Below are 23,644 nucleotides of genomic sequence, written 5' to 3' on the forward strand. Positions count from 1 at the left end.
ATGATTGTGAATATAAATAAGGAATTCGCAATCCGCTGTCAAAGGAAAAGAATCAGTTACAACGGTTTTCCGGAATACCCGGAACGTTCCCTCCGTCAAAAAAATCCGGGATTCCCGCCAGCAGATTATGTTAAAAATATGTAACATATTAATTATTAATGCAATTATTCTGTTAAAAAATTGAATAATATATGAATAAAAGCGAAGCGGATTGCGAATCCGTATTTTCGTCGTCCATTACCAGATAAAATAAAAAGGGCCTGCACAATAGGTTGTGCAGGCCCATCCTTAAAAGCCGCGGAAAAACGTGCAGTTCAACCTCTGGTCCATTTTTCCAAAAATTCCCCGGCGTCCTTCCCTTCTCCAATGTGCCTGAGCAGAGCGCTTCCAAGCACGGCGGCATCCGGACGGGCATCTTCAGGCAGCGTCTCCAGCTGGTCCGGCGTCTGAAGCCCGAAGCCCAGCGCCAGCGGCACATCAAAAACGGACCGGGCACGGCGCATGGTTTCCGTCACGCTCCGCTCCAGGTTGGTTTTCCCTCCGGTGGTTCCCAGCACGGAGACCACATAAACGAAGCCGGAAGTATAAGGCTTGTATTCCCGCATGCGTTCCACGGAAGTATTGGGAGCCACCAGAGTGACGAGCGTCAGGCCATGGGGGCTGAAAGCCTCCCGGAACATTCCGGATTCCTCCAGCGGCATATCCGGTACGATGAAACCGCTGACGCCCGCCTCCTCCGCATCCCGGGCAAGCTGTTCCAGGCCATACTGGTAAAAGGGATTTACGTATCCCATCAGCACCAGTTCGGCTGAAAAACCGCCCTTGCGGGCTTTCAGGCCGTCCAGAATCCATTTCAGGCTGACGCCGCGGGCCAGGGCATCCCGGGATGCCTGTTCAATAACCGGGCCGTCCGCTACGGGATCCGAGAAGGGAACTCCTATCTCAATAATATCCGCCCCGGCTTCGTCAATACGGGACAAGTGCGTCCAGAAGGATTCCTTGTCCGGGAATCCGGCGGTAATGAAAGGGATAACGGCACGCCTGCCGAGGGCATGGGCCCTCTCCACGGCTTTCTGCAACGGTGATTTCTGCATATTATTCATGGAAGAATGCGGCTTAAAGATTCAAATATTTTTTAACGATTCCCAGGTCCTTGTCTCCGCGGCCGGAGAGATTGACCAGAACGTCCCCCCCCTGCGGCAGTTCCTCCGCATGGTCCAGCACCCAGGCCACGGCATGGGAGGATTCCAGCGCAGGAATGATTCCTTCCTCCCTGGTGAGCGTCTGGAAAGCGTTTAAAGCGGAGGCGTCGCAAATCACACCGTAATGAACACGGCCCGTTTCCGCCAGATAGGCATGTTCCGGGCCTACACCGGGATAGTCCAGCCCGGCGGAAATGGAATGGGACGGCTGTATTTGCCCGTCTTCATCCTGTAAAAGCATCGTCACATGGCCGTGCAGCACGCCGGGGCTGCCCAGATTGATGGGGGCGGAGTTATAGCAGCCGGGCTCACCGGTGCCTCCTGCCTCAACTCCCACCAGACGGACGCCTTCATCCTCCACAAAGGGGTGAAGCATGCCGATGGCATTGGAGCCGCCGCCCACGCATGCCACCACCACATCCGGCAGCCTGCCTGCGCGTTCCAGCATCTGGGCGCGGGCCTCCCGCCCAATGACGGATTGAAGCTGCCTGACCAATGTGGGGAACGGATGGGGACCCGCCGCCGTACCGAAACAATACAGGGTATCCGCCTGATGGGAAATCCAGTAGCGGAGAGCCTCGTTAATGGCATCCTTCAACGTGCGGGAACCGCTCTCAATCGGAAAAACCGTCGCTCCCAGCAATTTCATGCGCATAACGTTCATGGACTGGCGTTCTACATCCTCTGCGCCCATAAAAATGGTGCAGTCCATGTTAAGCCGGGCGGCCGCCGTAGCCGTAGCCACGCCGTGCTGCCCCGCCCCGGTTTCCGCAATAAGATGCGTTTTCCCCATCATTTTGGCCAGAAGGGCCTGGCCGAGGGCGTTGTTGATTTTGTGGGCTCCGGTGTGCAGCAGGTCCTCCCGTTTCAGCCACAGGCGGAAGCCCAGTTTTTCCGAAAGGTGGGGACAGAACGTGAGGGGAGTTTCACGACCCGCGTAATTGGCCAGCAGATCCTGAAGCGCATCCCGGTACTCGCGGGACGGCATGATGGAGTCCATGGCTTCCTCCAGCTCCATAAGCGGGGGGCGCAGCGCTTCCGGTACGAAGCGGCCGCCGAAATTGCCGAAATATCCTTCTTTTTTCATGCGATGTGGTAAGGAGTGTAAGGGGTGAGTGGTTTGAGGGCCGCCAGCAGTTTTTGCGGGCTTTTCTGGCCGGGAATGGCTTCCACGCCGGAGTTCAGGTCTATGCCGTCCGGAGAGCATTGTTCCAGCGCCCTGTTCAGAGAGGCGGAGGAAAGGCCGCCCGCCAGGAACCAGGGCCGGGGGGAACTCAGAGACGCCAGGGAGGACCAGTCAAGGGAAACGCCGTGGCCGCCGCCCTGGCTGCCGGCATCCAGCAGAAACCAGGCGCAGCTGTCCGCCCATAGCTCCATTTCCCTTTGCAGGGCATCTACGGATTCATACCGGTCCGGCCACAATACGCGGATCACTTTTCCCGGACCGATGCGGCGCGCGCAGTCCAGAGAATGGGCGCCATGAAGCTGGGCAAATTCCAGACGGGCCGTTTTCATGATATCCATGATTTCCTCCGCGTTCTGGTTCACGAAAACGCCCACGCGGCGGATCAGGGCGGAGTCCAGGGCTGCCGCGCGCGACGGCGCAATATAACGCGGACTTCCGGGATGAAAGATGAAGCCGCAGAAATGGGCCCCCATCCCCATGGCGGTTGATAAATCGCTCTGGCGGGTAATTCCGCACACCTTGATTGCAAATGAATGCTTCTTCATATTGTTTCTTCTAAAATTGCTGCCAGTTTTTCACCCGGCCTTCCTCCGTCCATCAGGGCTGTTCCCATCAGTACGGCCTGGAAGCCCGCTTCCGCGGCTTCCCTGAGATGAGCCCCGGCGCTCATGGCGCTGGCGGCAATCCACACCTCCCCCTCACGGCGGAATTTCGCCATGTCCAGGCAGGCCTGCCTGTCCGTTTTCAAGGTATCCAGGTCACGGGCATTTACCTGGATGATGCGCGCGCCGGAGTCCCTGGCAATTTCCAGATCCGCCGCGTCAAACACTTCCACAACGGCGTGCATGCCGTAAGCCTCCGCCTGCTCCCTGAGAACACGGAGCGTCCGCGCGTCCGGCGTCAGACGGACGATGAGCAGCAACGCGGAAGCCGGCGTAGAAGCCGTCTCCATCACCTGAAGCTGATGAAAAATGAAATCCTTGCGGAGAAGCGGAAGCCCGGCGCGGCTCATGCGTTCCAAATATCCGATGCGGCCGCCGAAAAACTGTTCTTCCGTCAACACGGAGATGCAGGAGGCGCCTGCCGCAGCGTATTGTTCAGCCACTTCCTCCGGTTTCAGCCCGGTGGCGATGACGCCGCGCGACGGAGAGGACTGCTTGAACTCCGCAATGACCGCCACGGGCTGCCCGTCCGGCGGTTCCGCAATGGCTTTCAGGAAATCCGGCCGGCGCCCCTTCCACGGGCGCGGCAGTTCCCGGCGGGAGGCCATGTCCGTGAGCAGGGCTATCTCCTCCGCCTTGGCTTCCCGGAACCGGTCAAGCAGCATGAAGCGTTCTCCTTCCTATGCCGGCGCAGACGGCTTCCCGCGCTTTCGCCATGCAGACGGACAGGTCCATGTGCTCCTCCAGCAGGAACATGGCTACCCCCACATTCAGAATCACCATGTCCATCATGGCACGCGGGCCTTTCCCCGCCAGAATGTTTTTCAGCACGTCCACGGCTTCCGACTTGGAATGAACGGCCAGTTCCTCCGGGTTGCAGGGCTGGATGCCGTAATCCAAAGGATCCAGGGACATGGGCGTCAGCCTGCCGTTGTGGATGATCATCATCTTGGTGGGCCCCAGCGGCGTCACCTCGTCATATCCCCCGGCGCCATATACTACGGCAGCCTTGCGGATGTGGGACTGGCGGAGCGTCTCCGCCAGCAGCTCAACGAGTTCCGGACGGGCCACGCCCAGCAGGATATGCGTGGGACGCGCCGGGTTGATGAGGGGGCCCAGCAGATTGAACAGGGTGCGAATGCCCAGCTCCCGGCGGATGGGGCCAACATTGCGGAAGGCAGGATGAAAATTGGGCGCGAACAGGAAAGCGAAGTTCCGCTCGTCCAACAGGCGCCGGACATCCTCCGGAGCTACGTCCAGCGGGAACCCCAGGCCTTCCAGAGCGTCCGCAGAACCGCAGGATGAGGACACGGCGCGGTTGCCGTGCTTCACCACTCTGTACCCCATTCCGGCCAGCGTCAGAGCCGTGGCTGTGGAGCAATTGAAAGAATTGCGTCCGTCTCCGCCCGTGCCTACCACGTCAATGCAGTCGCCCTCCAATCCTTCCACCCGGTTGGCGCGGCCCAGGGCAATGCCCACGGCGTGGGCCATTTCCAGCGGGGTTTCCCCTTTCATGCGGAGCCCCATCAAAAAGCAGCCCGCCTGGGCCGGAGTCATGCGGCCATCCATGATGTCCGCAAAGCCTGCGGCAGCCATATCCGCCGTCAGGTCCTGTCCGGCGGCCAGGGCGTCCAGAATGCGGCTGATGCGTTTTTCCTTCTGCCCCGAAGGCACGACGTTATCCGGGAAGTTGCCCAGAAGCTGGAGCCCGTTCGGCGTCAGGATGGATTCCGGATGAAACTGGATGCCCACCCACGGACGGTCATTATAGCGCAGGGCCATGACTTCCCCTTCCGGTCCGCGGGAAGTAACGGTAAAACGGGGATTCGGCTCGTCCTCCTTGGACTGGACCACCAGGGAATGGTAACGGCCCACGGTCATGGGGTTGGGAAGTCCGGCAAACAGCCCCGCGCCGTCATGGATGATGTCGGAGCTTTTGCCGTGCATGACATAAGGGGCGCGGGAAACCTCCGCTCCGGCGAAATAGCCCAGGAGCTGGTGCCCCAGGCACACGCCCAGCACGGGAACGGAAGCGGGGAGGCGTTTCAGGAACTCCAGGCACAGCCCGGCGTTGCGCGGATGACTGGGGCCTGGGGAAATGCATACGGCTTCCAGCTCCGGGCTGGCCGCCAGTTCCAAGATACGCGGATCGTCATTCGCATGCACCACGGGCTTGCGTCCCAGGGCGTAAAACGCCTGCACCAGATTCCACGAAAAAGAATCGTAATTATCAATGAACAGAAACATGGTCTTCTCCTTTCAAAATAACGTCAATAATTTTGCCCTTGTTCATGCACTCCTGCCATTCGGCTGCCGGATCGGAATCGTATACGATGCCGGCTCCCGTCTGCCAGTGGATGCGCCCATCCTTCACCCACATGCTGCGGATGGTAATGCCGGAATCCATGTGAACGCCGTTTTTGTCCAATCCCAGCCACCCGATGCATCCGGCATACGGACCGCGGGGCAAAGGCTCTTCCTCCGCCAGGATTTCCATGGCGCGCACCTTGGGGGCCCCGCTAACCGTCCCGGCAGGGAAAGCAGCGCCGAGAATGTCCAAGACGCCCAACCCGTCGTTCACCTGGGCGGTCACGCGGGAAGTCATATGCATCACATGGGAAAAACGTTCAATCTCCATCAGGCGTTCCAGCTTCACGGAACCGGGCTTGGCGACACGGCCCAGGTCGTTGCGGCCCAGATCCACCAGCATGACATGTTCCGAACATTCCTTCGGATCTTTCAGAAGATCGGCGGCCAGGGCGGCGTCTTCCTCATCATCCCTGCCGCGCCTGCGCGTTCCGGCAATGGGGGAAAGCTGAAGTTTTCCGTCCGTGCAGCGCACCATCAGTTCCGGTGAAGATCCGAACAAAGTCACCTCCGGCAGGCGCATGAAAAACATGTATGGGGACGGATTAATGCTGCGCATGCGGCGGTACAGCATGAAAGCGTCTCCGCGGAACTCCGCGGAAGCCTGGGAGGAAAGCACCACCTGGATGGCTTCTCCGTCATGCAGCAGCTCCTTGATATGCTCCACCCCCTTCATGTAAGCCGCCTGGTCCGGCGTGCGGGAAACCTCCCCTATGGAAGGTTCCTCTGCCCCATGGAGCGGGGCATGGGACAAATCACGGTGTTCGCCCAGGCTGAGCTGGGTAAGGCGATTGTACAAATGGTCAAAAACAATCACGGTGCCGGCCAGCACCAGGCAGGACTCTGCGGAAGAGGCAGGAATGGCCTGCGCCAGCCTGGGCTGGAACAGAGCGGCGGTTTCATACCCGAAATAGCCGTACAGAGCCCGCGTGATAGGAGCCTGCCTCATATCGTCCCCCACCAGCTCCAGACGCTGCATCAGAGAGCGCAGTCCATCCAGGTAAGGCATGCCTTCCAGCTCCTTCAGGGAAGCCAGACGGTCGTCTTTGATGGAAAGGGACAGCCTGGCGTCTACACAGGAAACGGTCATCAGATAATCGCAGGCGATGATGCTGTAGCGCCCCCATCTGCCGTCCACTTCCGCGCTTTCCAGCAGAAGTCCGGGAATTTTGTTCTGAGTCAGGCTCAGAAACAGGCTGATAGGGGTCTCCAGATCGGCGCTCAGGCGGCGGCTGCGCTGTTGGAGAGTGATCATGGATGGTGTTTGCATGGATGATGATGTAAGTTGAAAATAAAAAAACTGCTTTGACTCTCGGAGGAATCAAAGCAGTTCTTGAAAAATGGTCATAGCTGAATGCTATTACTGCACCTCGGGATTCCCCCGTCCGGACATGGGTACGCGCCACCAATAGCCGTTGCCGTAATAACGGTTCTCGCTAAAAAAGGGCTGTACAGTGCTGAAATGCATCTGCGCGTTTATTACTCCTCTGCCCCTTCTTTGTCAAAAAAACTTTCCGTCAATGGCGAAAAAACCGTATTGGCTTCTCAATCGGCCCAGAGAAAACACGACACCTCTCCGGCGCATCCAAACTTCCCCAGGAACCGCCCGCCCCCACTCCCACCGGCGGAACAGAGCTGCGAACATGGCGCAGCACGTTTTTCTTTTCCTTCTTTACGAATCCAGAATTCCCTTTCCAGAAACCGGTTATGGCAAGCCTTGTCATCGGACTCGAGCCTTCTTCGCTCCCCCCGGTTCCGGCGTATTTCTTCACAAAAAGAAAAGGGAGAAAGAGCGTCTTGAACATTCGGGGCTGGATACCATCACTTCTTTTTCTTGTAGAGCTTGTCATGTTTCTGACGATGTTTCCCTTTATAAAGGAAATCCGTCTTTTCGTCCCTGCCCACGGTGCGGTCAATCAGACCGGGAATGTCTTCTTTTGAATATCCGGCTTCCAGAATGAAATTCTCTACCTTGCCGTATTGGCCGGGGAATTCGGAAACAAGCAGCTTCATGAAGGACTTTTCAAGTCCTTTGACTTCGTCCTTAAATACGTCATTTCTTGTCTCAATAAAGGAACGGCGGAACGATCCTTCCCGCACAGTCTTGAGAATTTCATGAACGGGAAGGCGTTTGATTCTTTCTATCTCACGCTTCCGGAATTCCTTTTCCTTGTCGGAAAGAGGGGGGACAGGATTTCCTTCGGCATCCCGTTGGTAGGGATTGGGCTCCTGCGCGTTTTTGTACTGTTTCAGGATGCGCGCATAATAGGGAAGAAACAGGCGACGGATGATCTGCTTTTTAACGGGTTCCTTGATTTTGGGCGTATCCCGGACCAGGCCGATATATTTTTCCATGAGGAGGCATACCCTGGATTTGCGGTCGATATCTTCCATATCCCGCATATCAATATCCGGTTCGATTTCCCGGTACGTTTTGTAGGTAAAGAGGGGAGCCGAAGAAACCAGATAACAATGCCATATTTTTTCTTTCAGTTCGGTATCCGCATTATCCTCCGTCGTCAAACCGAAAGTGAGCGTGTGTTCTCTGGCCTCATTATAGAAGGATTTGAGCCGCATGTCCTTCAGAAACCCGGAGAGTTCCCGGATGGTTGCAGAGGGCTGTTTGTACTGCTCAAGACACGCCGGACTCTCCAGAAATGCGTCGGAACAGAACCCATTGCCTCCCCCCCCGATCATCAGGCAGATGGCGCCCATGCATATAGTCAATAACCGGTTCATCATTTTTCAGTCTTCATTGCTGGTTCTTGTAAAGGTGATGCCGAATTTCTCAACAACCGTTTTTGTGGTATTTTGATCAATGGCTTCAATATGGTATTTCTGATTTGTCGTTCCTAAAAAGATGGAATCCTGTTGTTCGCTGCCTTTCCCTCCTTTTCCCCAATGAATATGGAAGTTGCATACAAACCAAAATTGTTGAGGATTATGTTTGGACCGGCGAATCGTTTCAAGAACTTCCTCAATATTGCGATTGTCCCCTACCATATCATAAAAATTATTTTTATCCTGAATGGGAGCGGCCATGTTGCAGGTTACATGCTCGGCTGCCAGTTCCGGTTGAGGCCGCGGGGGAGTCCCGTTCTTTCCTTCCCACATGAGTCCCCCATCCCGCTCAATCACCTTGACTTCCTTAAAACTGACATCAGTAGGGAAAATGGTCACCTTAACAAATCCAAAGACGCCGTGTTCCCCCTTGGGTATTTTAAAATCAGCCGTATTGGCGGAAAAGCCATCTCCCAGATCCATTTGTCCCTCATATTTTTCCTTCGTTATCTTCTTGGGGATTCTGATATTGACGGTGATTTTAGCTTCTTTGTCTTCACTGGTTCTGGCTGTAATGGTGACACGGGCATCTTTGGTTAAATCTTCCTTGGCAGTCAAAGTGATCTGTTGCGAACCTTTGAATGATTCAGTATCTGTCTGCTGGAAACCGTCTCCTTTGATACTCCAGGTAAGCTCCTTGATATTTCCCTTGGGTTTGCCGATCAGAAGAAAAGAAATGTTCTCCCCGATTCCTATGTTTTTCCTCTTTCTGTCTTCTTCCCTGGACTCTTCTTTTCCTCCCTTGATGTAATAATCTGCGGAACATAGCCGTGTCTGGGATTTAATCCGGAGAGGGCCATAGGATTCCTCTTCCGTCTCCTTCATGTCATCATTCTGGCCATTTGATGCCAACAAGGGAGCAACGCCAGAAAAAATTGCCAGACAGCATAATAAAAACCGGAAGAAAGAAAGAAACGGAAAAAATCGGTCCTGCATATTCTGTCAGTCAGTTTGTTATTCTCCATATAAACCAGAATAAAACCTAATGCAAATAAAAATATGGTAAAAAAACCATGCTTGCCTCAACCAATCCCGATTAGGAACAGTCTTCTGGGAAACCTTTGAAAGAAGCGTCCATAAGGAGGCCGCCCAACCAGTAGGCGATTCCCACCAACCGGAAAAAGGGAGCCCGCCAATTTTGCGGACTCCCTTCGTTAACCGTAAAAAAATTTTTCCTGCTTAAAACAGGGTCACGGCGATATTCACGCCGGCGGTGACGATGGCCACCATGCTCATGAGCTTGATCAGGATGTTCAGGGACGGGCCGGACGTATCCTTGAAGGGGTCGCCCACCGTATCGCCAATAACGGCTGCCTTATGGCTTTCCGAGCCTTTGCCGCCCACATGGCCCTGCTCAATGTATTTCTTGGCATTGTCCCACGCGCCGCCGGAGTTCGCCATGAATACGGCCAGCACAAAGCCGGAAGCCAGCCCGCCGGCCAGCAGGCCGAACACACCGGGGACGCCGAAGACGATGCCCATGCAGATGGGGGTGATGACCGCCAGCACGGACGGCCAGATCATCTCATGCTGCGCTCCCGCCGTGGAAATTTCCACGCAGCGCACGTAATCCGGCTCCGCCTCCCCAGTCAGGATTCCCTTGATTTCCTTAAACTGGCGGCGCACTTCCTTGACCATTTTTTCCGCGGCGCGGCCGACGGCATTCATGGTCAGCCCGCAGAACATGAAGGACATCATGGCCCCCACGAAGAGACCCATGAGCACCTTCGGGTTCATCAGGGTTACCTGGAAATAGCCCATGAAATCAGACAGGGAAGCAGTGGCGATTTTGGAAACCTCCACGCTTACGGCGTCATTAATTTTGTAAATGGTATTGCCCGTGGCCTCACTCCAGTGAAGGATGGAAATCTTCAATTCTTCAATATAGGAGGCCAGAAGCGCCAATGCCGTCAGAGCGGCGGAACCAATGGCGAACCCCTTGCCCGTGGCGGCAGTCGTGTTGCCCAGGGCATCCAGGGCATCCGTGCGGCGGCGCACTTCCGGATCCAGTTTGCTCATCTCCGCATTACCCCCGGCGTTGTCGGAAATGGGGCCGTAAGCGTCCGTCGCCAATGTCAGGCCCAGCGTGGAAAGCATGCCGACGGCGGCAATGCCGATGCCATACAGCCCCTTGCTCATTTCCGCCCCGGTGAAATGCCAGTCCCCGGAAGCCAGGCCGTAAGCCAGCACAGTGCCCACGACGACAGTAATTACGGGAATGCAGGTGGAAATCATGCCGATGCCGATGCCGGAAATAATGACGGTGGCCGGCCCCGTCTTCGCGCTGTGGGCGATTTTACGGCAGGGATAGGAATCATGGGAGGTGTAATGCTCCGTGCTCTTGCCGATGACGATGCCCACCGCCAGGCCGGTGACGATAGCCCCCCAGATGCCGGCCCAGTTATCCAGGCCGATGAGCTGGAGCAGGAAAGCGGAAGCAATGGCTATCAGGAAGGAACTCAAGTTGATGCCGCGGTTCAGGGCTGCCATCAGCTCCGTTTGGGAAGCGCCGCGCTTCACGCGCACCGCGTACACGCCCAACAGAGAAAGAATAGTGCCGAGGGCGGCGATCAGCATGGGCGTAAGGACGGCCTTGAGCGCCATTTCAGGAACGGCCATGTAAGCAGCCGCGCCCAAAGCGGCGGAAGCCAGAATGGAACCGCAGTAAGATTCGTAAAGGTCCGCACCCATGCCGGCCACGTCCCCAACGTTATCGCCCACGTTATCCGCAATGGTGGCGGGGTTGCGGGGATCGTCCTCCGGAATGCCGGCCTCCACCTTCCCCACCAGGTCGGCTCCCACATCCGCCGCCTTGGTGAAAATGCCGCCGCCCACACGGGCAAACAGCGCCTGTAGGGAAGCCCCCATGCCGAACGTCAACATGGTGGTAGTGATGACGACCAGGCGCATGGAAAGCTCCATGTCCCCGTAAAACCAATTCAGCACCCAGTACCAGGCGCCGATATCAAGCATGGCAAGGCCCACGACGGTCAGGCCGAGCACGGCGCCCGAGCGGAAAGCTATTTGCAGCCCGGCATCCAGGGAATGGCGGCAGGCATTCGCCACGCGGCCGGAAGCGTACGTAGCCGTCTTCATGCCGATATAGCCGGCCAGACCGGAGAAAAAGCCGCCTGAAATGAAAGCGAAGGGAACCCAGGGGTTCTGAATGTGGAGGCAGTAGGCCAGAAAAGCGAAAACAACAGTAATGAGCACAAAGAAAATGGCGACAATCTTATACTGCTGCCGCAGATAGGCCATGGCGCCGCTGCGGACATGCCGGGCGATCATTTTCATGACCTCGTTCCCCTCATCCTGCGCTTTCATGCGGTAAAAAAAGATGCCCGCAAAAATGAGGGCCAGCACGGAAGCCGATGGGATGAGCCAAAATAAATCCTGGATGGTTATCATTGTCAGTACACTTTAAATTAAAGTGGTAAAAACATAACACCAGCTCTACTTTACTCCAAGAAAAAACCTGTGTCCGGAACGAGAAAATTCACCTTCCTGCAGAAAGACCAGCGCCACGGGAAAAGCAGCGCCTATCTATCCGCATTTGCGTCAATAAAAGAGAGCTCCTCCGGCGTAAACGGCGCACTATCCAGAGCTTTCAGGCAATCCCTGATTTGCGAGGGGCGGCTGGCTCCAATCAGAGCCGTGGTCACTACGGGATCTTTCAGCACCCAGGCCAGGGCCATCTGGGCAAGGCTCTGGCCCCGGCTCCGGGCCAGGGCGCCCAGACGGCGAATCTTATCCCCATGCTGAAGAACCCGCTCCTTTGTTAAAAAGACGGAGGAACCCGCCGCGCGGGAATCTTCAGGAATACCCTCCAGATAACGGTCCGTCAGCATCCCCTGGGCCAGGGGAGAAAAAGCGACGCACCCGATACCCGTTTCCCGGACAGCCTGAAAAACGGATGTTTCCGGTTCCCGACTAAACATATTGTAACGAACCTGATGCACCAGGCACGGAACGCCGGCCTCCCCGAGCATGGAGCACATCTGCCTGGCCTGTTCCGCCGGGAATTTGGAAATACCGGCATACAGGGCCTTTCCGGAGCGAACCGCCGTAATGAGAGCTCCCGCCGTTTCTTCAAGGGGAGTTTCCGGATCATGCCGGTGCGCGTAAAAAATATCCACATACTCCAGCTTCATGCGGGAAAGGGACTGGTCCAGGCTGGCAAGCATGTGTTTGCGGGATCCCCAGTCCCCGTACGGGCCGGGCCACATCAAATGCCCCGCCTTGGTTGCAATAACAAGTTCATCACGGAAACGGGACAAATCCTGCATGAAAATACGGCCAAAGCATTCTTCCGCCGAACCGGGAGGAGGGCCGTAATTATTCGCCAGGTCAAAATACGTGATACCGGCATCAAACGCGCCGTGAATAAGCCGGCGGGCGTTCTCAAAATCATCCGCTGCGCCGAAATTGTGCCAGAGACCCAGGGAAACGGGAGGAAGCAGCAGCCCGCTGCGCCCGCAACGGCGGTAGGCTGCGTGGCTGTAGCGGCCGGGATCTGGAAGATAGTTCATCGGGAAAAAGGGAAATTACCGTGATTGAGACGGACGCCCATGCCGTACGCCGGAACGCCATGCTTCCGTACGGTATTTGGAAGCCAGCAGTTCCTCCACGCGGGCATTCATGCCGGGGAACAATTCCGCGTCCACGCACAGGGAATGCTTTTCCGCCAGGCGGGCAGCCAGCAATTCATCCCATCCGGAAGGGAGAAGACAATTCTGTATGCTCCCCTGGTGAAGAACGCCTCCGCGGACTCTTCTCTGGCCGCCGCCAGCCAGTTTTTCCCCGCCGGGAAAGACAAGATCACTCGTTACGGGGCTGGAAAAACAGGCCCGCCCTCCGTCCGGGGCATCCCCGTCCAGCATCACGCACTCCACCCCGCAATCCCTCAGGACGCGGGCCAGCGCCCCATGAATCCAACGGTACAAAACCGCGCTGGAAGGACGCTCTTTTTCTCCCTTGCGGTGCATGGCCAGAGTAAAGGGGATATCCTGCCGATGGTCTACAATCCCCCCCCCTGTCCAGCGGCGGACAAAATGAAGCTCCTCACCTGGGAAAATGGCGCGCGCCGTGGCTTCCTCATCAAAATAACCGTAAGTCACGGTCGGTTCCGCCCAGCGGTACGCCCTCAGCACAGGCTTCCTGCCCCATTCCAGCAGAGCTTCGTCCACGGCCATGGCTTCCTCCCCGCTTCTGGCGACAGGATCGCGCCACAGCACTAATTCCGGCAGAGGGGATAAATTGCCGACGATATTTGTGAAACCCAACATATGGCAACTACAGAACAATTAACGGCAGGAACGCTCCAGACAAAAAGCAACAGCGGCCGATTCCGCCCTCCCCGGTTTCCCGGATACAAGCCTAACGGTTCATCGGCAATGCAATCCTCTGGGTGAAAGACCGGGTATAACGTTCGAAAAATTCCTCAGGAGAGGGAGCGGGACGCTTTTTCTGCCGGATCTGGTCCACAAGAGCCATGCCTTCATCCGTCACCACCGTCATGGAAATTGTCACGGCAGTAACGCGGCCGGATTTCAAATCATCAATATTCACGCTGCTGCCTATGATGTTCAGGCGATTGCCATACACATCCATCTGGGTGCAGGAGCCGAGACGGTTGGCGCCCGTAGTCATGACCGGAACCAGCACGGATGCTCTTTGCGAAGCATCCTTGTCCGATTTGTTGCTGCCGGAATTGCCGATCTTCTTCTGGTAATCCACTTCAAAAATCAGCGTCATTTCCACAATATTCTCCACCAGGAAGTTGGAAGGGACGGTTTCATCCTGCTGGTACCGTGCATAAGCGGACCATAGATCCTGCTGGCCCAGAAGATTCCGCACGGTATCCTCCGCGCTGATTAAGTTGCGGTACAGGGAATAAACGGGAAAACCGTCAGACTCCGCCGTAGCGTCCTGGTCCAGAATCTGGTCACGGTAAAGAAGCTTGTATCCTACGCAATTCACATCACCAATGATGCGGTCATTCCGCATGTCCATGCTGGACTTGGCCGGATTGCGGTCCGTAGCCGTGGTAAAGAAAACCAATTGGGAGGCATTTGTGATTTTGGCGCCTTCCGGCCCCATGGTCATCAGGTTCACGCGGGCCTCATTCAGGGAGGAAGAGCGGCCCTTTTTCCTGGAAACCTTGGTCTTTTCCGCACGGGAAACCAAATCGCTGTCCCGCTGCACCAGCATCCACTCAAAGGGATTCCCGGGACGGAACTGCATGCTTTCAAAATCCTTGGTCATGGTATCCATGGCCGTGCGGGCAAGCGTCGTGGTCCGCACATCCTGCAGCACCCATCTCCAGATATCTACCCCGCGGGAAGTCAGGGCCACAATGACCAGAACCAGCACGGTAGTGATGGTCATGGCTGCCAGGAGCTCAATCAGGGTGAACGCGCCGGATTTGATTTTGGCAAATGTCTTCATGTTTTTTCAGAGGTCTTCAGATAATGCCCGCTAACGGCGGAAAGCGAGATTGCGCGTAAACACGGGAGTCTTTAAATTTTCCCACGTCAGATGTTGTAAACGCTCAGGGTCCGTATTCAACAGCTGGAAGAACTCCGCCTGATACAGGACTTCCGCCCCCCACGGCAAATTCAGGCCGCCGCCTTTCTCCGGCGTATAAACATACAGGGAAGGTTCCTTAATCACCTTGCCGCGGTTGTAAGGATTATAAATCGTTCCGTACTTGGGAGCCAGCTTGTACCCGTAGGAGCTTGAATCCATACGTTCCACTACCAGCTGGGTCATGCGCACGGCGAAGACGGGACCGACAAGGGCCTTGAAATCATCCCAACGCTCTTTGTTGTTCGCCAGGCAGACCCCTGTCACCACCGCAGTATTTTTGCCGGGAATGCTTCCGCCATCCTCCAGCCAGGGCTGGGGAGTTCCGTCTTTGCGGGCCCCCTTGGTCAAATCCGCCCTGTAATTGTAAACAAGAATGGTCGTAGCGGGCCTGGACGTGAACTGCATCCAGTAAAACGCCTTGTCAAAAGCAGAAACATATTTGGAGGAGGAAGACTTTCTGGCGTTGGACGCGGCACGCTCGGAATTGCGGAGTTCTCCCAGTTCCGCCGTCAGGGCGTGGACGATGCGGTCCGCTTCACGAATAGTCAGGGCGGACTGAACCGTCCTTCTGGCAGGAATAAACATGGCCATGAACACTACAATCAGCACGGCCACCACGCCGATCGCAAGCACCACTTCCGTCAGGGTGAACCCCTTGGAACGAGACTGTTTCATACACTTGGTCAACATAAAATGGGAAATCCGGTATTATATCACAGAAACTAATTGGGAATCACCTGCTCCGTCGTCCTCAGACGGCTGATATTGCCTTTGGGATAAATCACAATGCCGCCTGCCAGGCCCGGTTTGCCGTCCACCATCGGGGTTGGCCTCTCCTCCTTGCCGTTCCCGGCGGAACCGGCAACCACCACCAGGCGGGTGGGGGCGTTCGGCTGGGACATGCGGCCTTCCTCGTCAAATTCAATGAAGTAAATATCCGTCATTCTGTTGCCGGGAAGGTTGACGGTATCCTGCCCGTCACGACTGGCAAAATCGCGGGCCGTGGATTTCTCGCCCCTGGCTTTCTTCGCGCCTTCCAGAAGGGTGCTGTAGGTCGGACTGACGTAAAAACCGGCGGGAAGAGTCTGCAAACGGTTCACCAGATGCCATTTCCCGGTGCGGGTATTTTTGGACATCACGCCCAAAGTGCGCATATTGCGGGCTTCGTCATCAGGAGTGCTCACAATAATCAGGCGGCTCCACGTTCCTTTGCCCATGGCATCCAGCCGCGCCTCCTGCACCATGCCGTCCACCATTTCAACGGCGGCCTGAAGGCCCTGCCCTCTGCCTCCGCCTCTTAACATGCTGGCGGCCAAGGCCATCATGGCAACCATAATGGTAATGACAACAATCAATTCCACCAGGGTAAACCCCTTGCTCCCCGGCGAGGAACAGCGCGGAGCCATTCCGGAATGCTTGGAAAAATATCTCATACAGATGATGCAGGATTGAACAACGATTTTTGGCATGCTACCCGTTTCAGACGGACACGGCAATCATTTTTTGAGGAACTGGAATGCCTGATATGTTCCTGTCCAACAAAATTCCGGCAAGGAATCGCCATGCGGAAATCCCTGCTTCCGCCATCCTTCCGGAAAAGAAAAACATCCGGTCGGTCCAACTCCCGCATTTCAAGAAGGATAAGGCCGGAACGACAAGAAAAGAATTTTTTGTCCTCCTTTTCCAAAGCCTTCATTTTTTCCCTTTCCATCTCCCCTGCTGAAAAAACATCAGGCCCTGCTTATCTTAATTCCACCCACACGCCGCGGTGGTCGCTGACCTGGAGCGAGGGGGGAGAGTCAAGGATGCCCATGGGAGGCTTGCGGCCGAGGCGCTTTTTCAGAGTATTGTTCAGGAAAAGATGATCGAAGGAATGGTAGGTGTCACCGTCTTCGTAGTAAATGGTCCAGGTCTCACCACGAGAATCCCTGGGCTTCAAACGGTTCAGGCGGTATTCCGTTTTGGCAGGTCCCTGGATGACCTGCACGGCGCTGTCTGACGGGCCGTCATTAAAATCTCCGTACAGAAGCAGAGGCATGCCGTCCTGAGAGGCAAGAGCTTCATTCAGGTAGTCCCGCAGGGCGTAGGCTTCCCTTCGCCGCGTATCCTCTGCGGAACCGTCACGGCTGAGGCGCGATTTCAGGTGAATGCCCACCAGGCGGAACAGCCGTCCGTCCGGCATGCTGACCGTGGTGTCCAGAATGCCCCGCAGCATCGTCTTTTTCCGTTTCGCCTCTCCGGATACAGGCATGTCCGCTACGGAACGGTCATCCGCGATGCGGTATTTGGAAAGAAGGGCCAAACCACGGTCCTCCCCGTCCCGCATGACAAGAACTTTGTACGGCAAATGAACTCCTTTTCTTTTCAGCCGCATTTGCAAGTCACGAACGGCAGCCTCCCCGCCCATTTCACACAGCCCCACGATTTCCGCCCCCGATTGGCGAACCAGCTCCGCCACGGCTTCACGGGCTTCCACAGGTTTGTATTTTACCTGAAAATTGCTTCTCCTGGGGTCTTCAGGAACAAAGTAGTTGCCGGCATTCATGGTCAGAAGACGAACGGGCTCCCCCTTGTCGGGGATTTCCACCTTCTCCCGAACCGTCTGCCGCCCTTCCCTCTGGAGGGCAGGAACCGCCTGCGGTTCATTATCCAGCGGCGCCCACTCCGTCAAACCGTACCCTACCACCGCGCACAACGCAACCAGGGCCGCGATGACGGAGGTTCCCCTGCGTTTTGACGTTTTCCTGATCATGTCCGTTTCCCTGAAAGATTTTCTCCATGGCGAACGTAGTGAATGAACAAGCCGGACCGTATGGAATTTTCCGGCCTATTACTCGGCTTTCGCTTCACTTCCATCCGTAGTTCATGATAAACCATGAATGTGTCCCCATTGCAACCCCATAACGAATCCCAGCCTGACGAACAGACACTTTCCCAATACGCGGAACATACCAGGAAAAGCCTGATCGCGCGTTTGGAAAACTGGGAAGATCAGCGCACCTGGGATGAATTTTACCGGACGTATTGGCGCCTTATCTATTCCGTTGCCCTCAAGGCCGGATTGAGGGAAGACGAGGCCTGGGACGTGGTACAGGAAACCATTCTTTCCATCGCCAAGCAAAGCAGGAAAAATATTTACAAACCGGAACAGGGCTCCTTCAAACTCTGGCTCTGGAACATGACCCGCTGGCGCATCAACGACCAGTTCCGCAAGAGGAAAAAGGACACGGCCATGCTGATGAATCCGGATGCCCCAGGCACGTTGGAACACCCCATCGACAAAATCCCGGATGAAGGGAAGAATAATTTTGACCAGGTATGGGAACGGGAATGGCAGAATAACCTTCTTCAGGCGGCTCTGGAACGCGTCAAGGCAAAAGTGTCGCCCAAGCAGTTCCAAATTTTTGACTATTATGTCCTGCGGGAGTGGGACGCGGCCAAGGTCCGCCGGCAGCTCGGAGTCACGATTGCCCAAGTTTATCTGGCAAAGCACCGCGTAGGAAGCGCTTTGAAGAAAGAGCTGCAATTTCTTCAATCCCAGGAAAAGGAAAAAGAAAAATAGGAGCCCATCTTAAAAACCAGCCGGCGTCCTTGATACGCATCCCTCCGGCCAGACCTCCTTTCAGAAAGGATTCCTTTATTTTGCCTCTTGCCAAGACAGCGGTTTTGTCGTTAGATTAACGGCAACTGCAATGCCGCCCTCACGCAACAGACATTCCGCCCAGAGAGTTTTTACCTGGGACAAAATCAAAATGGCCCTGGCGGCGGCGGAAGAAGGATTTTACATCTGGAATATTAAAACGGGCGTCATTCATTACACGGACCGCTGCCTGACCATGATGGGGGCCAGCCGCAAGGAGAAAGCTCCCAATATCTTCACCCAGCCGGAGCTTACCATACACGAGGAAGACCAGGCTTTTTTTTCCCAGGAAGTGCGCCGTTATCTGGACGGCCACTCCCATGTGCCCATGCGCATTGAAATCCGGATGAAGAAGCTGAACTCCAAAAGCTGGAGCTGGGTCCGCGTCAACGGCCTCGCCCGCAGGGACAAACAGCGCCGGCCCGTTATGCTGGTGGGCGTATGGGTCAATATTACCCGGCGGAAAACGGCGGAACTGCGCGCTGCGGAGGACAGGGACCTGTTTCATACCCTGATTGAACACATTCCCGACAGCATCTATTTCAAGAACCGGGAATCACGTTTCGTCCTGGCGAATACCGCCACAGCCAATAAGCTGGGCGTACCGACGCCGGCAGACCTGACCGGACGCACGGACGATTACTTTTTTGACCAAACGATGTCCGATATTTCCCGCAAGGAGGAAATGGACATCATGGTTACCGGACGCCCCATCCGCGCCCGCCTTCATCATGAGACATGGCTCCACAAGGATGATTCCTGGAGCCAGATCAGCAAGTTCCCGTGGTACGGACGCAACGGAGAGCTAAAGGGAATTGTAGGTATTTCCAGTGATGTCACCAAACTGGTGAAGACAGAAATCAAGGCCACGGAAACGGCCCGCATCCTGGAGGAACGCAACAGAACTCTGGAAAAGGAAATAGATTTGGCCAGGGAAATCCAGTTCGCCCTGCTTCCCTACGAAATTCCCTCCCGCTCCCATACGGAACACGGCCTGACCCGCCATGCGGATTTTCACCATATTTTCACTCCTTCGGAGGGTGTTGCAGGAGACTGGTTCGATGCTTTTCCCGTAGGCAATTCCGGCGTTGGCGCCATTGTCTGTGACGTGATGGGCCACGGCATCCGCGCCGCCCTGATCGCCTCCATGCTCCGCGGCCTGATGGAACAATTGTCCCACCTGGCGGATAATCCGGCGGCTTTCCTTACTTCCCTCAACCACCAGCTCGCCAAAATCCTGCAACGGGCGAACACCACCATGTTCGCCTCCGCCGTTTATATTTACCTGGATCTGGAAACCGGGGTCATGACAGCCTCCACAGCCGGACATCCGCATCCCATCATTCTGGGGCCGGACGGGGTCGCCCGCAAAATGCCTCTGCCCAGAGGCATCGCCCTGGGACTGCTGGATGACGCTACGTACCATAATGCCCAGTTTTCGCTCCTGGCGGGGGCCCGCATCCTGATGTACACGGACGGCCTGACGGAAGCCGCCAACCAGGACGGGGAAGAAATGGGCGTGGAAAGACTGATTGACTATTTCAACAATTCTTCCCCTCACAGCACCAAGGATTTCGTTCATCAGGCCCTTACCTGCGTAGCCAAATTTACCGGCTGCACCAATCAGGCCGACGATATCTGCATGCTGGGCATCAGCTATTCCGAACACGAAGCAAAAACGGACGGTTAACAGCCGGTTCCTGACGTTTCTGCAACCTGCTTCCTCTTCCCTCATCCGGCCGCATTCCGGAATTTCCACGAGGGAAAGCCCCCATGCACTCCCTTTTCCGCAGAATGCGGACCGGCGTTTTTCACCTGCCGTAAATGGAGGAAAGGCGCTATGTCGTCTCCGGACAGTCATCCGGAGAAAATTTGAAATGACGCCAAGATGGAACGCTCAGCATCCAAATGGAAAACAAGGCTTCCAACCCTCCCGCCAGGACAATCGTTGTCTGAACACCCCAGGCATCCACCACAGCTCCCCACCCCATGGCCGCCAGCGGCTGCACACCGATGGTGACAATGCTGAACAGCCCCAGAATGGCCGACTTGCGTTCCGGGGGAGCCAGAAGCTGCACAGCGGATGAAGAAGTAACGAAGAGGGAAGAAGTGGCCAAACCGGCAAAAAAGAAACAGAGGGCCTGCACTTCCACCACCGGGACGACACCGGCCACACACAGTGCGCATCCCATCCACAGGGTACCTGAGGAAAGTTTGGCCCCCACCCTGTCGCTTTTGCGTGCAAACGGCAGAACAAAGAGGATGCTCACCATGGCCCCGGCTCCGACCGCACTCAGAATGAGGCCGGTATTCCTGGGATTTCCGTGCATCAATGCCGGAACAATCTGATAGAGGGATTGCCCGCAGATATTCTGAATGAGAGCGCTGATCATAATAAAAAGCAGACTGCGCGTGGCAAGCACCGTCTTGAGGCCGGATGCTTTCCTTCCTGCGCCGCGCTGCTTTCTGGGAGCGGAGGTATCCGCTACGCATCCCTTTAAGGCAACCAAGCAGCCAACGAGAGGCAGGCTTGCCGCCACATTGCCGCCAAAAGCGGTTCCGGCGCCCCATTCCGCAATGATATAGCCGGCAAGCGCCGGCCCTATGGCCCGGCACGTATTAAATACCAGAGAGTACATGCCCACGGCCTCCTGTAATTGCCGGCGCGGTATCAGGTCTCCCACAAAAGCCTGCTGTGTGGGAAAACCCACCGTCTGATTGACGCCCATCACCAGCCCGGCGGCGTATAAGTGCCACAGCTGGAGCATATCCAGCACAGTCAGCAGAAACAGGGCTACAGCCACCAGCCACTGGACGCACTGCACGGCTATGAGGAGTTTCCTCCGGTCAAAACGGTCCCCCAGCCCGGCAAGCAGCATGCCGCCCAGAAAGAAAGGAAGAGCGTTCAAGGCAGCCAACACCCCCACTGCCGTGGCGGAGCCTCCGGAAATATCGTACACAAGAATACCCATGGCCGTCACCTGCAACCACATTCCAATCAGGGCCGAAGCCTGCCCTGACCAGAATATTTGCAGGTTCCGCACCTGAAGGGGCTTGAAAAAGCCCAGCCAGTCATTCAGCCATTTCACAGCTCCGCCATCCTAGCCCCAGCCGGCGGAACCGTCCAGAAGCGAGTGCGGCAACGCCTCCTCCCCCCTGTTCCGGAACCTTCTTATTCCTCTGCGGTATAACAGGCCGGATAATCCTTGGAAGGAAGCCAGGCGGGAAGGTCTTTCATTCTGCCCGCAGCGCGTTCGGAAACCGGCGTACGCCAAATCTTAAAGAAAGGCCCCATGTTCTTTCCCGTGACCTTGGAAAAAGCGTTCATGACCCATTCCCATTTCTTTTCATCACTCAGTTCGCCGTTGTCATAAGGCTTGTCATGGAATTGAAGAGCCACCTGGCGGAAGGCGTCAAACCCCAGATAGTACATCAGCTCCACCCAGAAGAAGAGCTGCACCTTGTTGGGAGCCTCATTGTAAGTCTGGGTGCCTGAAAAATATTTTTTCATTTCCGCGCTCATGCCGTACGGCCCCATGCCGCCGCCCCAGCAGGATTCAAAGTCTTTTCCAGTTCCCATCACTTCACACACCATGGAGAATATGTTGACGGATACCTCCGTCTGGCCTTCCATCGTAAAGGGAGGGGATTGGTGGTTATGCCCCAGTTCATGCCACAAACCCCAGCTTCCGGAATGGATGATGGAACCGGTGGCGATGGAATTCGTCCAGTCCTTTGTGGCCATGGCGGGATAACCGGAATGCCCGGCCCCGGCGGATATCTGCCTGTCCACGACAAAGCGCATCGGATGATGCAGGCGGTCCGGCTTGGTATCCCATCCCATAATCCAGTCCTGAAGAGCCATGTTTTTTTGCAGAAATTCCGCCGTCTTCTGAACATCCGGACACTGTTTCAGCTGTTCCACGGGCATCGTGACAATAAGCCGGGGCATGCGGATTTCCCCCCACGGGGCCTTGGTATTTTCCAATTGTTCGGCCCATTGTTCCGGAGTGGTCTTCCCCATTACGAACAGAGGTGACGGCACGGCTCCGGAAATCTGAACCTTGAAGACCTTCCCCCGTCTGGGACGCTGGCCTACATTCACATAAACAAGGCCGCCCATCGGATTCACCATTTTCACGCGCCCACGGCCAGCCGGAACCTGCATGGTTATTTCCGGCACTCTTTTCCATTCATCCAGCTTATGAAGGCTGTCCGTATGGCATCCTATGCGGACACTGATCGAACCGTCTTTGGGAGCGCCGGACAGGGAACACGAAATTTCCGCCCCGGGCGGCGCATACAGTCCCGTACTATGCCAGCCTCCAATATTGGAATCTATCTCCACCGTCCGCCTGACCGTCTGGGCCCCATTCTCCGGAACGCCGGGAAAATCCTTCGCCGCCGGGCACGCCTTCAGCGAGGCAAGTTTGGCATCCTTCCATTCCCGGCATTTTTCCAGAAGCGCCTGCATGCGTCCGGCGTCTTTCCCTTTTTTCCACGGAGAGGAACTCGTGGGGAATTCCTCCATCCCCTCCATTTTTTCCGCCTTGTCCCAGGACCATGTTTCCAGCGGCTTATCTTTTTCCGTCTGGATTTCATCCCTGCAAGGAATAGAATAAACGGAAAGCTCCGGCATCCGGTTTTTCACGGGTTGGGGAAAACGCCCTTCCGGTTCAGGCTCTTCCTCCACAGGAATATCTTCCTCCTGCCTGCGGGCCTCTTCCTCACGTTCGCGCCGTTCCAGCTCCTCCCTTCTCCTTTTTTCCCGTTCTTCGCGTTCGGCCTGCTCCTGAAGCTTACGGGCCGCTTCCGCCGCCTGCCGCGCCTTCTCTTCCTGCGCTTCCTCATAAGCCTTCTGGGCCGCCAGCCGTTCCTTTTCCTTCTTCTCCCTGATTTCCCGTTCCCGTTTTATTCGCTGTTTCTCCGCAGCTTCCCTGGCCTTTTTCTCCTTCAATTTACGTTCAGCGGTCAATTCCTGGGCCGCTTTTCTTTTTGCCAGGTTATCCTGGTAAAGATAATATCCGGCTCCGGCACCGCAAACCAGCAGCAACACTAAAAACCAGCCCACGGCGGAACCTCTGGAAACGCTACGGGAAAAAGAGGGAATGTTCATGTAATCGGGATTGGGAAAGAATCTTTCCCATTTCTGCATTGA

Annotated in this window: 20 protein-coding genes; 2 read left to right on the forward strand and 18 right to left on the reverse strand. The window is 56.0% G+C overall.

Going from position 1 to position 23,644, the window contains the following annotated elements; genetic code table 11:
• Positions 1-314: 314 nt before the first annotated feature.
• The 16 genes from trpA to BHW66_RS11925 form a co-directional block, all read right to left on the reverse strand.
• Positions 315-1,094 carry a tryptophan synthase subunit alpha gene (trpA, locus tag BHW66_RS11850; protein ID WP_286689048.1) on the reverse strand — a complete coding sequence of 260 codons (780 nt, stop codon included), beginning with the start codon at positions 1,092-1,094 and terminating at the stop codon, positions 315-317.
• A 22-nt stretch (positions 1,095-1,116) separates the two neighbouring features.
• Positions 1,117-2,289, reverse strand: coding sequence for a tryptophan synthase subunit beta (trpB, locus tag BHW66_RS11855; RefSeq protein ID WP_215489871.1), 1,173 nt, complete (start codon positions 2,287-2,289; stop codon positions 1,117-1,119).
• Entirely contained in the window at positions 2,286-2,933 is a 648-nt protein-coding gene (locus BHW66_RS11860) for a phosphoribosylanthranilate isomerase (RefSeq protein WP_215489870.1), read from the reverse strand. Before BHW66_RS11860 ends, trpB begins: the two co-directional genes overlap by 4 nt.
• Positions 2,930-3,715: an indole-3-glycerol-phosphate synthase gene (locus tag BHW66_RS11865; RefSeq protein ID WP_012420569.1), complete on the reverse strand. Its 786-nt coding sequence runs from the start codon at positions 3,713-3,715 to the stop codon at positions 2,930-2,932. Before BHW66_RS11865 ends, BHW66_RS11860 begins: the two co-directional genes overlap by 4 nt.
• Positions 3,705-5,297, reverse strand: coding sequence for an anthranilate phosphoribosyltransferase (gene trpD, locus BHW66_RS11870; RefSeq protein ID WP_215489869.1), 1,593 nt, complete (start codon positions 5,295-5,297; stop codon positions 3,705-3,707). The genes BHW66_RS11865 and trpD overlap by 11 nt, the downstream gene beginning before the upstream one ends.
• Positions 5,281-6,687 (reverse strand): anthranilate synthase component I family protein, encoded by a 1,407-nt coding sequence (locus BHW66_RS11875; protein ID WP_164907719.1) that lies wholly within the window; start codon positions 6,685-6,687, stop codon positions 5,281-5,283. Before BHW66_RS11875 ends, trpD begins: the two co-directional genes overlap by 17 nt.
• A 247-nt stretch (positions 6,688-6,934) precedes the next feature.
• Complete coding sequence (locus BHW66_RS11880; RefSeq protein ID WP_046437128.1) at positions 6,935-7,222, reverse strand: hypothetical protein; 288 nt, start codon at positions 7,220-7,222, stop codon at positions 6,935-6,937.
• A gap of 16 nt (positions 7,223-7,238) precedes the next feature.
• Complete coding sequence (locus BHW66_RS11885; RefSeq protein ID WP_128804820.1) at positions 7,239-8,159, reverse strand: hypothetical protein; 921 nt, start codon at positions 8,157-8,159, stop codon at positions 7,239-7,241.
• A gap of 3 nt (positions 8,160-8,162) precedes the next feature.
• Positions 8,163-9,194 (reverse strand): hypothetical protein, encoded by a 1,032-nt coding sequence (locus BHW66_RS11890; RefSeq protein WP_102737768.1) that lies wholly within the window; start codon positions 9,192-9,194, stop codon positions 8,163-8,165.
• A 243-nt stretch (positions 9,195-9,437) separates the two neighbouring features.
• The gene (locus tag BHW66_RS11895) at positions 9,438-11,666 is read right to left on the reverse strand and encodes a sodium-translocating pyrophosphatase (protein ID WP_180972160.1); all 2,229 of its coding nucleotides are present in this window, start codon (positions 11,664-11,666) and stop codon (positions 9,438-9,440) included.
• A 131-nt stretch (positions 11,667-11,797) separates the two neighbouring features.
• Positions 11,798-12,787 carry an aldo/keto reductase gene (locus tag BHW66_RS11900; protein WP_046437122.1) on the reverse strand — a complete coding sequence of 330 codons (990 nt, stop codon included), beginning with the start codon at positions 12,785-12,787 and terminating at the stop codon, positions 11,798-11,800.
• 15 nt (positions 12,788-12,802) lie between these two features.
• A complete protein-coding gene (locus tag BHW66_RS11905; protein WP_022197491.1) occupies positions 12,803-13,543 on the reverse strand; it encodes a lipoate-protein ligase A-like protein in 741 nt (246 codons plus the stop codon).
• Between the two features lie 91 nt (positions 13,544-13,634).
• Positions 13,635-14,705, reverse strand: coding sequence for a prepilin-type N-terminal cleavage/methylation domain-containing protein (locus BHW66_RS11910; RefSeq protein ID WP_102737770.1), 1,071 nt, complete (start codon positions 14,703-14,705; stop codon positions 13,635-13,637).
• Between the two features lie 30 nt (positions 14,706-14,735).
• Complete coding sequence (locus BHW66_RS11915; protein WP_046437118.1) at positions 14,736-15,521, reverse strand: prepilin-type N-terminal cleavage/methylation domain-containing protein; 786 nt, start codon at positions 15,519-15,521, stop codon at positions 14,736-14,738.
• A gap of 47 nt (positions 15,522-15,568) precedes the next feature.
• Entirely contained in the window at positions 15,569-16,279 is a 711-nt protein-coding gene (locus BHW66_RS11920; RefSeq protein ID WP_161994092.1) for a prepilin-type N-terminal cleavage/methylation domain-containing protein, read from the reverse strand.
• A gap of 308 nt (positions 16,280-16,587) precedes the next feature.
• A complete protein-coding gene (locus BHW66_RS11925; RefSeq protein WP_102758530.1) occupies positions 16,588-17,598 on the reverse strand; it encodes an endonuclease/exonuclease/phosphatase family protein in 1,011 nt (336 codons plus the stop codon).
• Between the two features lie 123 nt (positions 17,599-17,721).
• Here BHW66_RS11925 and BHW66_RS11930 point away from each other — a divergent pair, with 123 nt between their 5' ends.
• Positions 17,722-18,408 carry a sigma-70 family RNA polymerase sigma factor gene (locus BHW66_RS11930; RefSeq protein ID WP_022197496.1) on the forward strand — a complete coding sequence of 229 codons (687 nt, stop codon included), beginning with the start codon at positions 17,722-17,724 and terminating at the stop codon, positions 18,406-18,408.
• 130 nt (positions 18,409-18,538) lie between these two features.
• On the forward strand, positions 18,539-20,176 hold the full coding sequence (locus tag BHW66_RS11935; protein WP_046437110.1) for a SpoIIE family protein phosphatase: 1,638 nt from the start codon (positions 18,539-18,541) through the stop codon (positions 20,174-20,176).
• A gap of 148 nt (positions 20,177-20,324) precedes the next feature.
• Here BHW66_RS11935 and BHW66_RS11940 read toward each other — a convergent pair whose 3' ends face one another.
• The gene (locus tag BHW66_RS11940; RefSeq protein WP_046437108.1) at positions 20,325-21,575 is read right to left on the reverse strand and encodes an MFS transporter; all 1,251 of its coding nucleotides are present in this window, start codon (positions 21,573-21,575) and stop codon (positions 20,325-20,327) included.
• Positions 21,576-21,658: 83 nt separating this feature from the next.
• A complete protein-coding gene (locus BHW66_RS11945) occupies positions 21,659-23,602 on the reverse strand; it encodes a M60 family metallopeptidase (RefSeq protein WP_179219155.1) in 1,944 nt (647 codons plus the stop codon).
• Positions 23,603-23,644: the final 42 nt, after the last annotated feature.

Source organism: Akkermansia sp. 54_46 (assembly GCF_001917295.1).
In the GTDB taxonomy this organism is placed as follows: Bacteria; Verrucomicrobiota; Verrucomicrobiia; order Verrucomicrobiales; family Akkermansiaceae; genus Akkermansia; species Akkermansia muciniphila.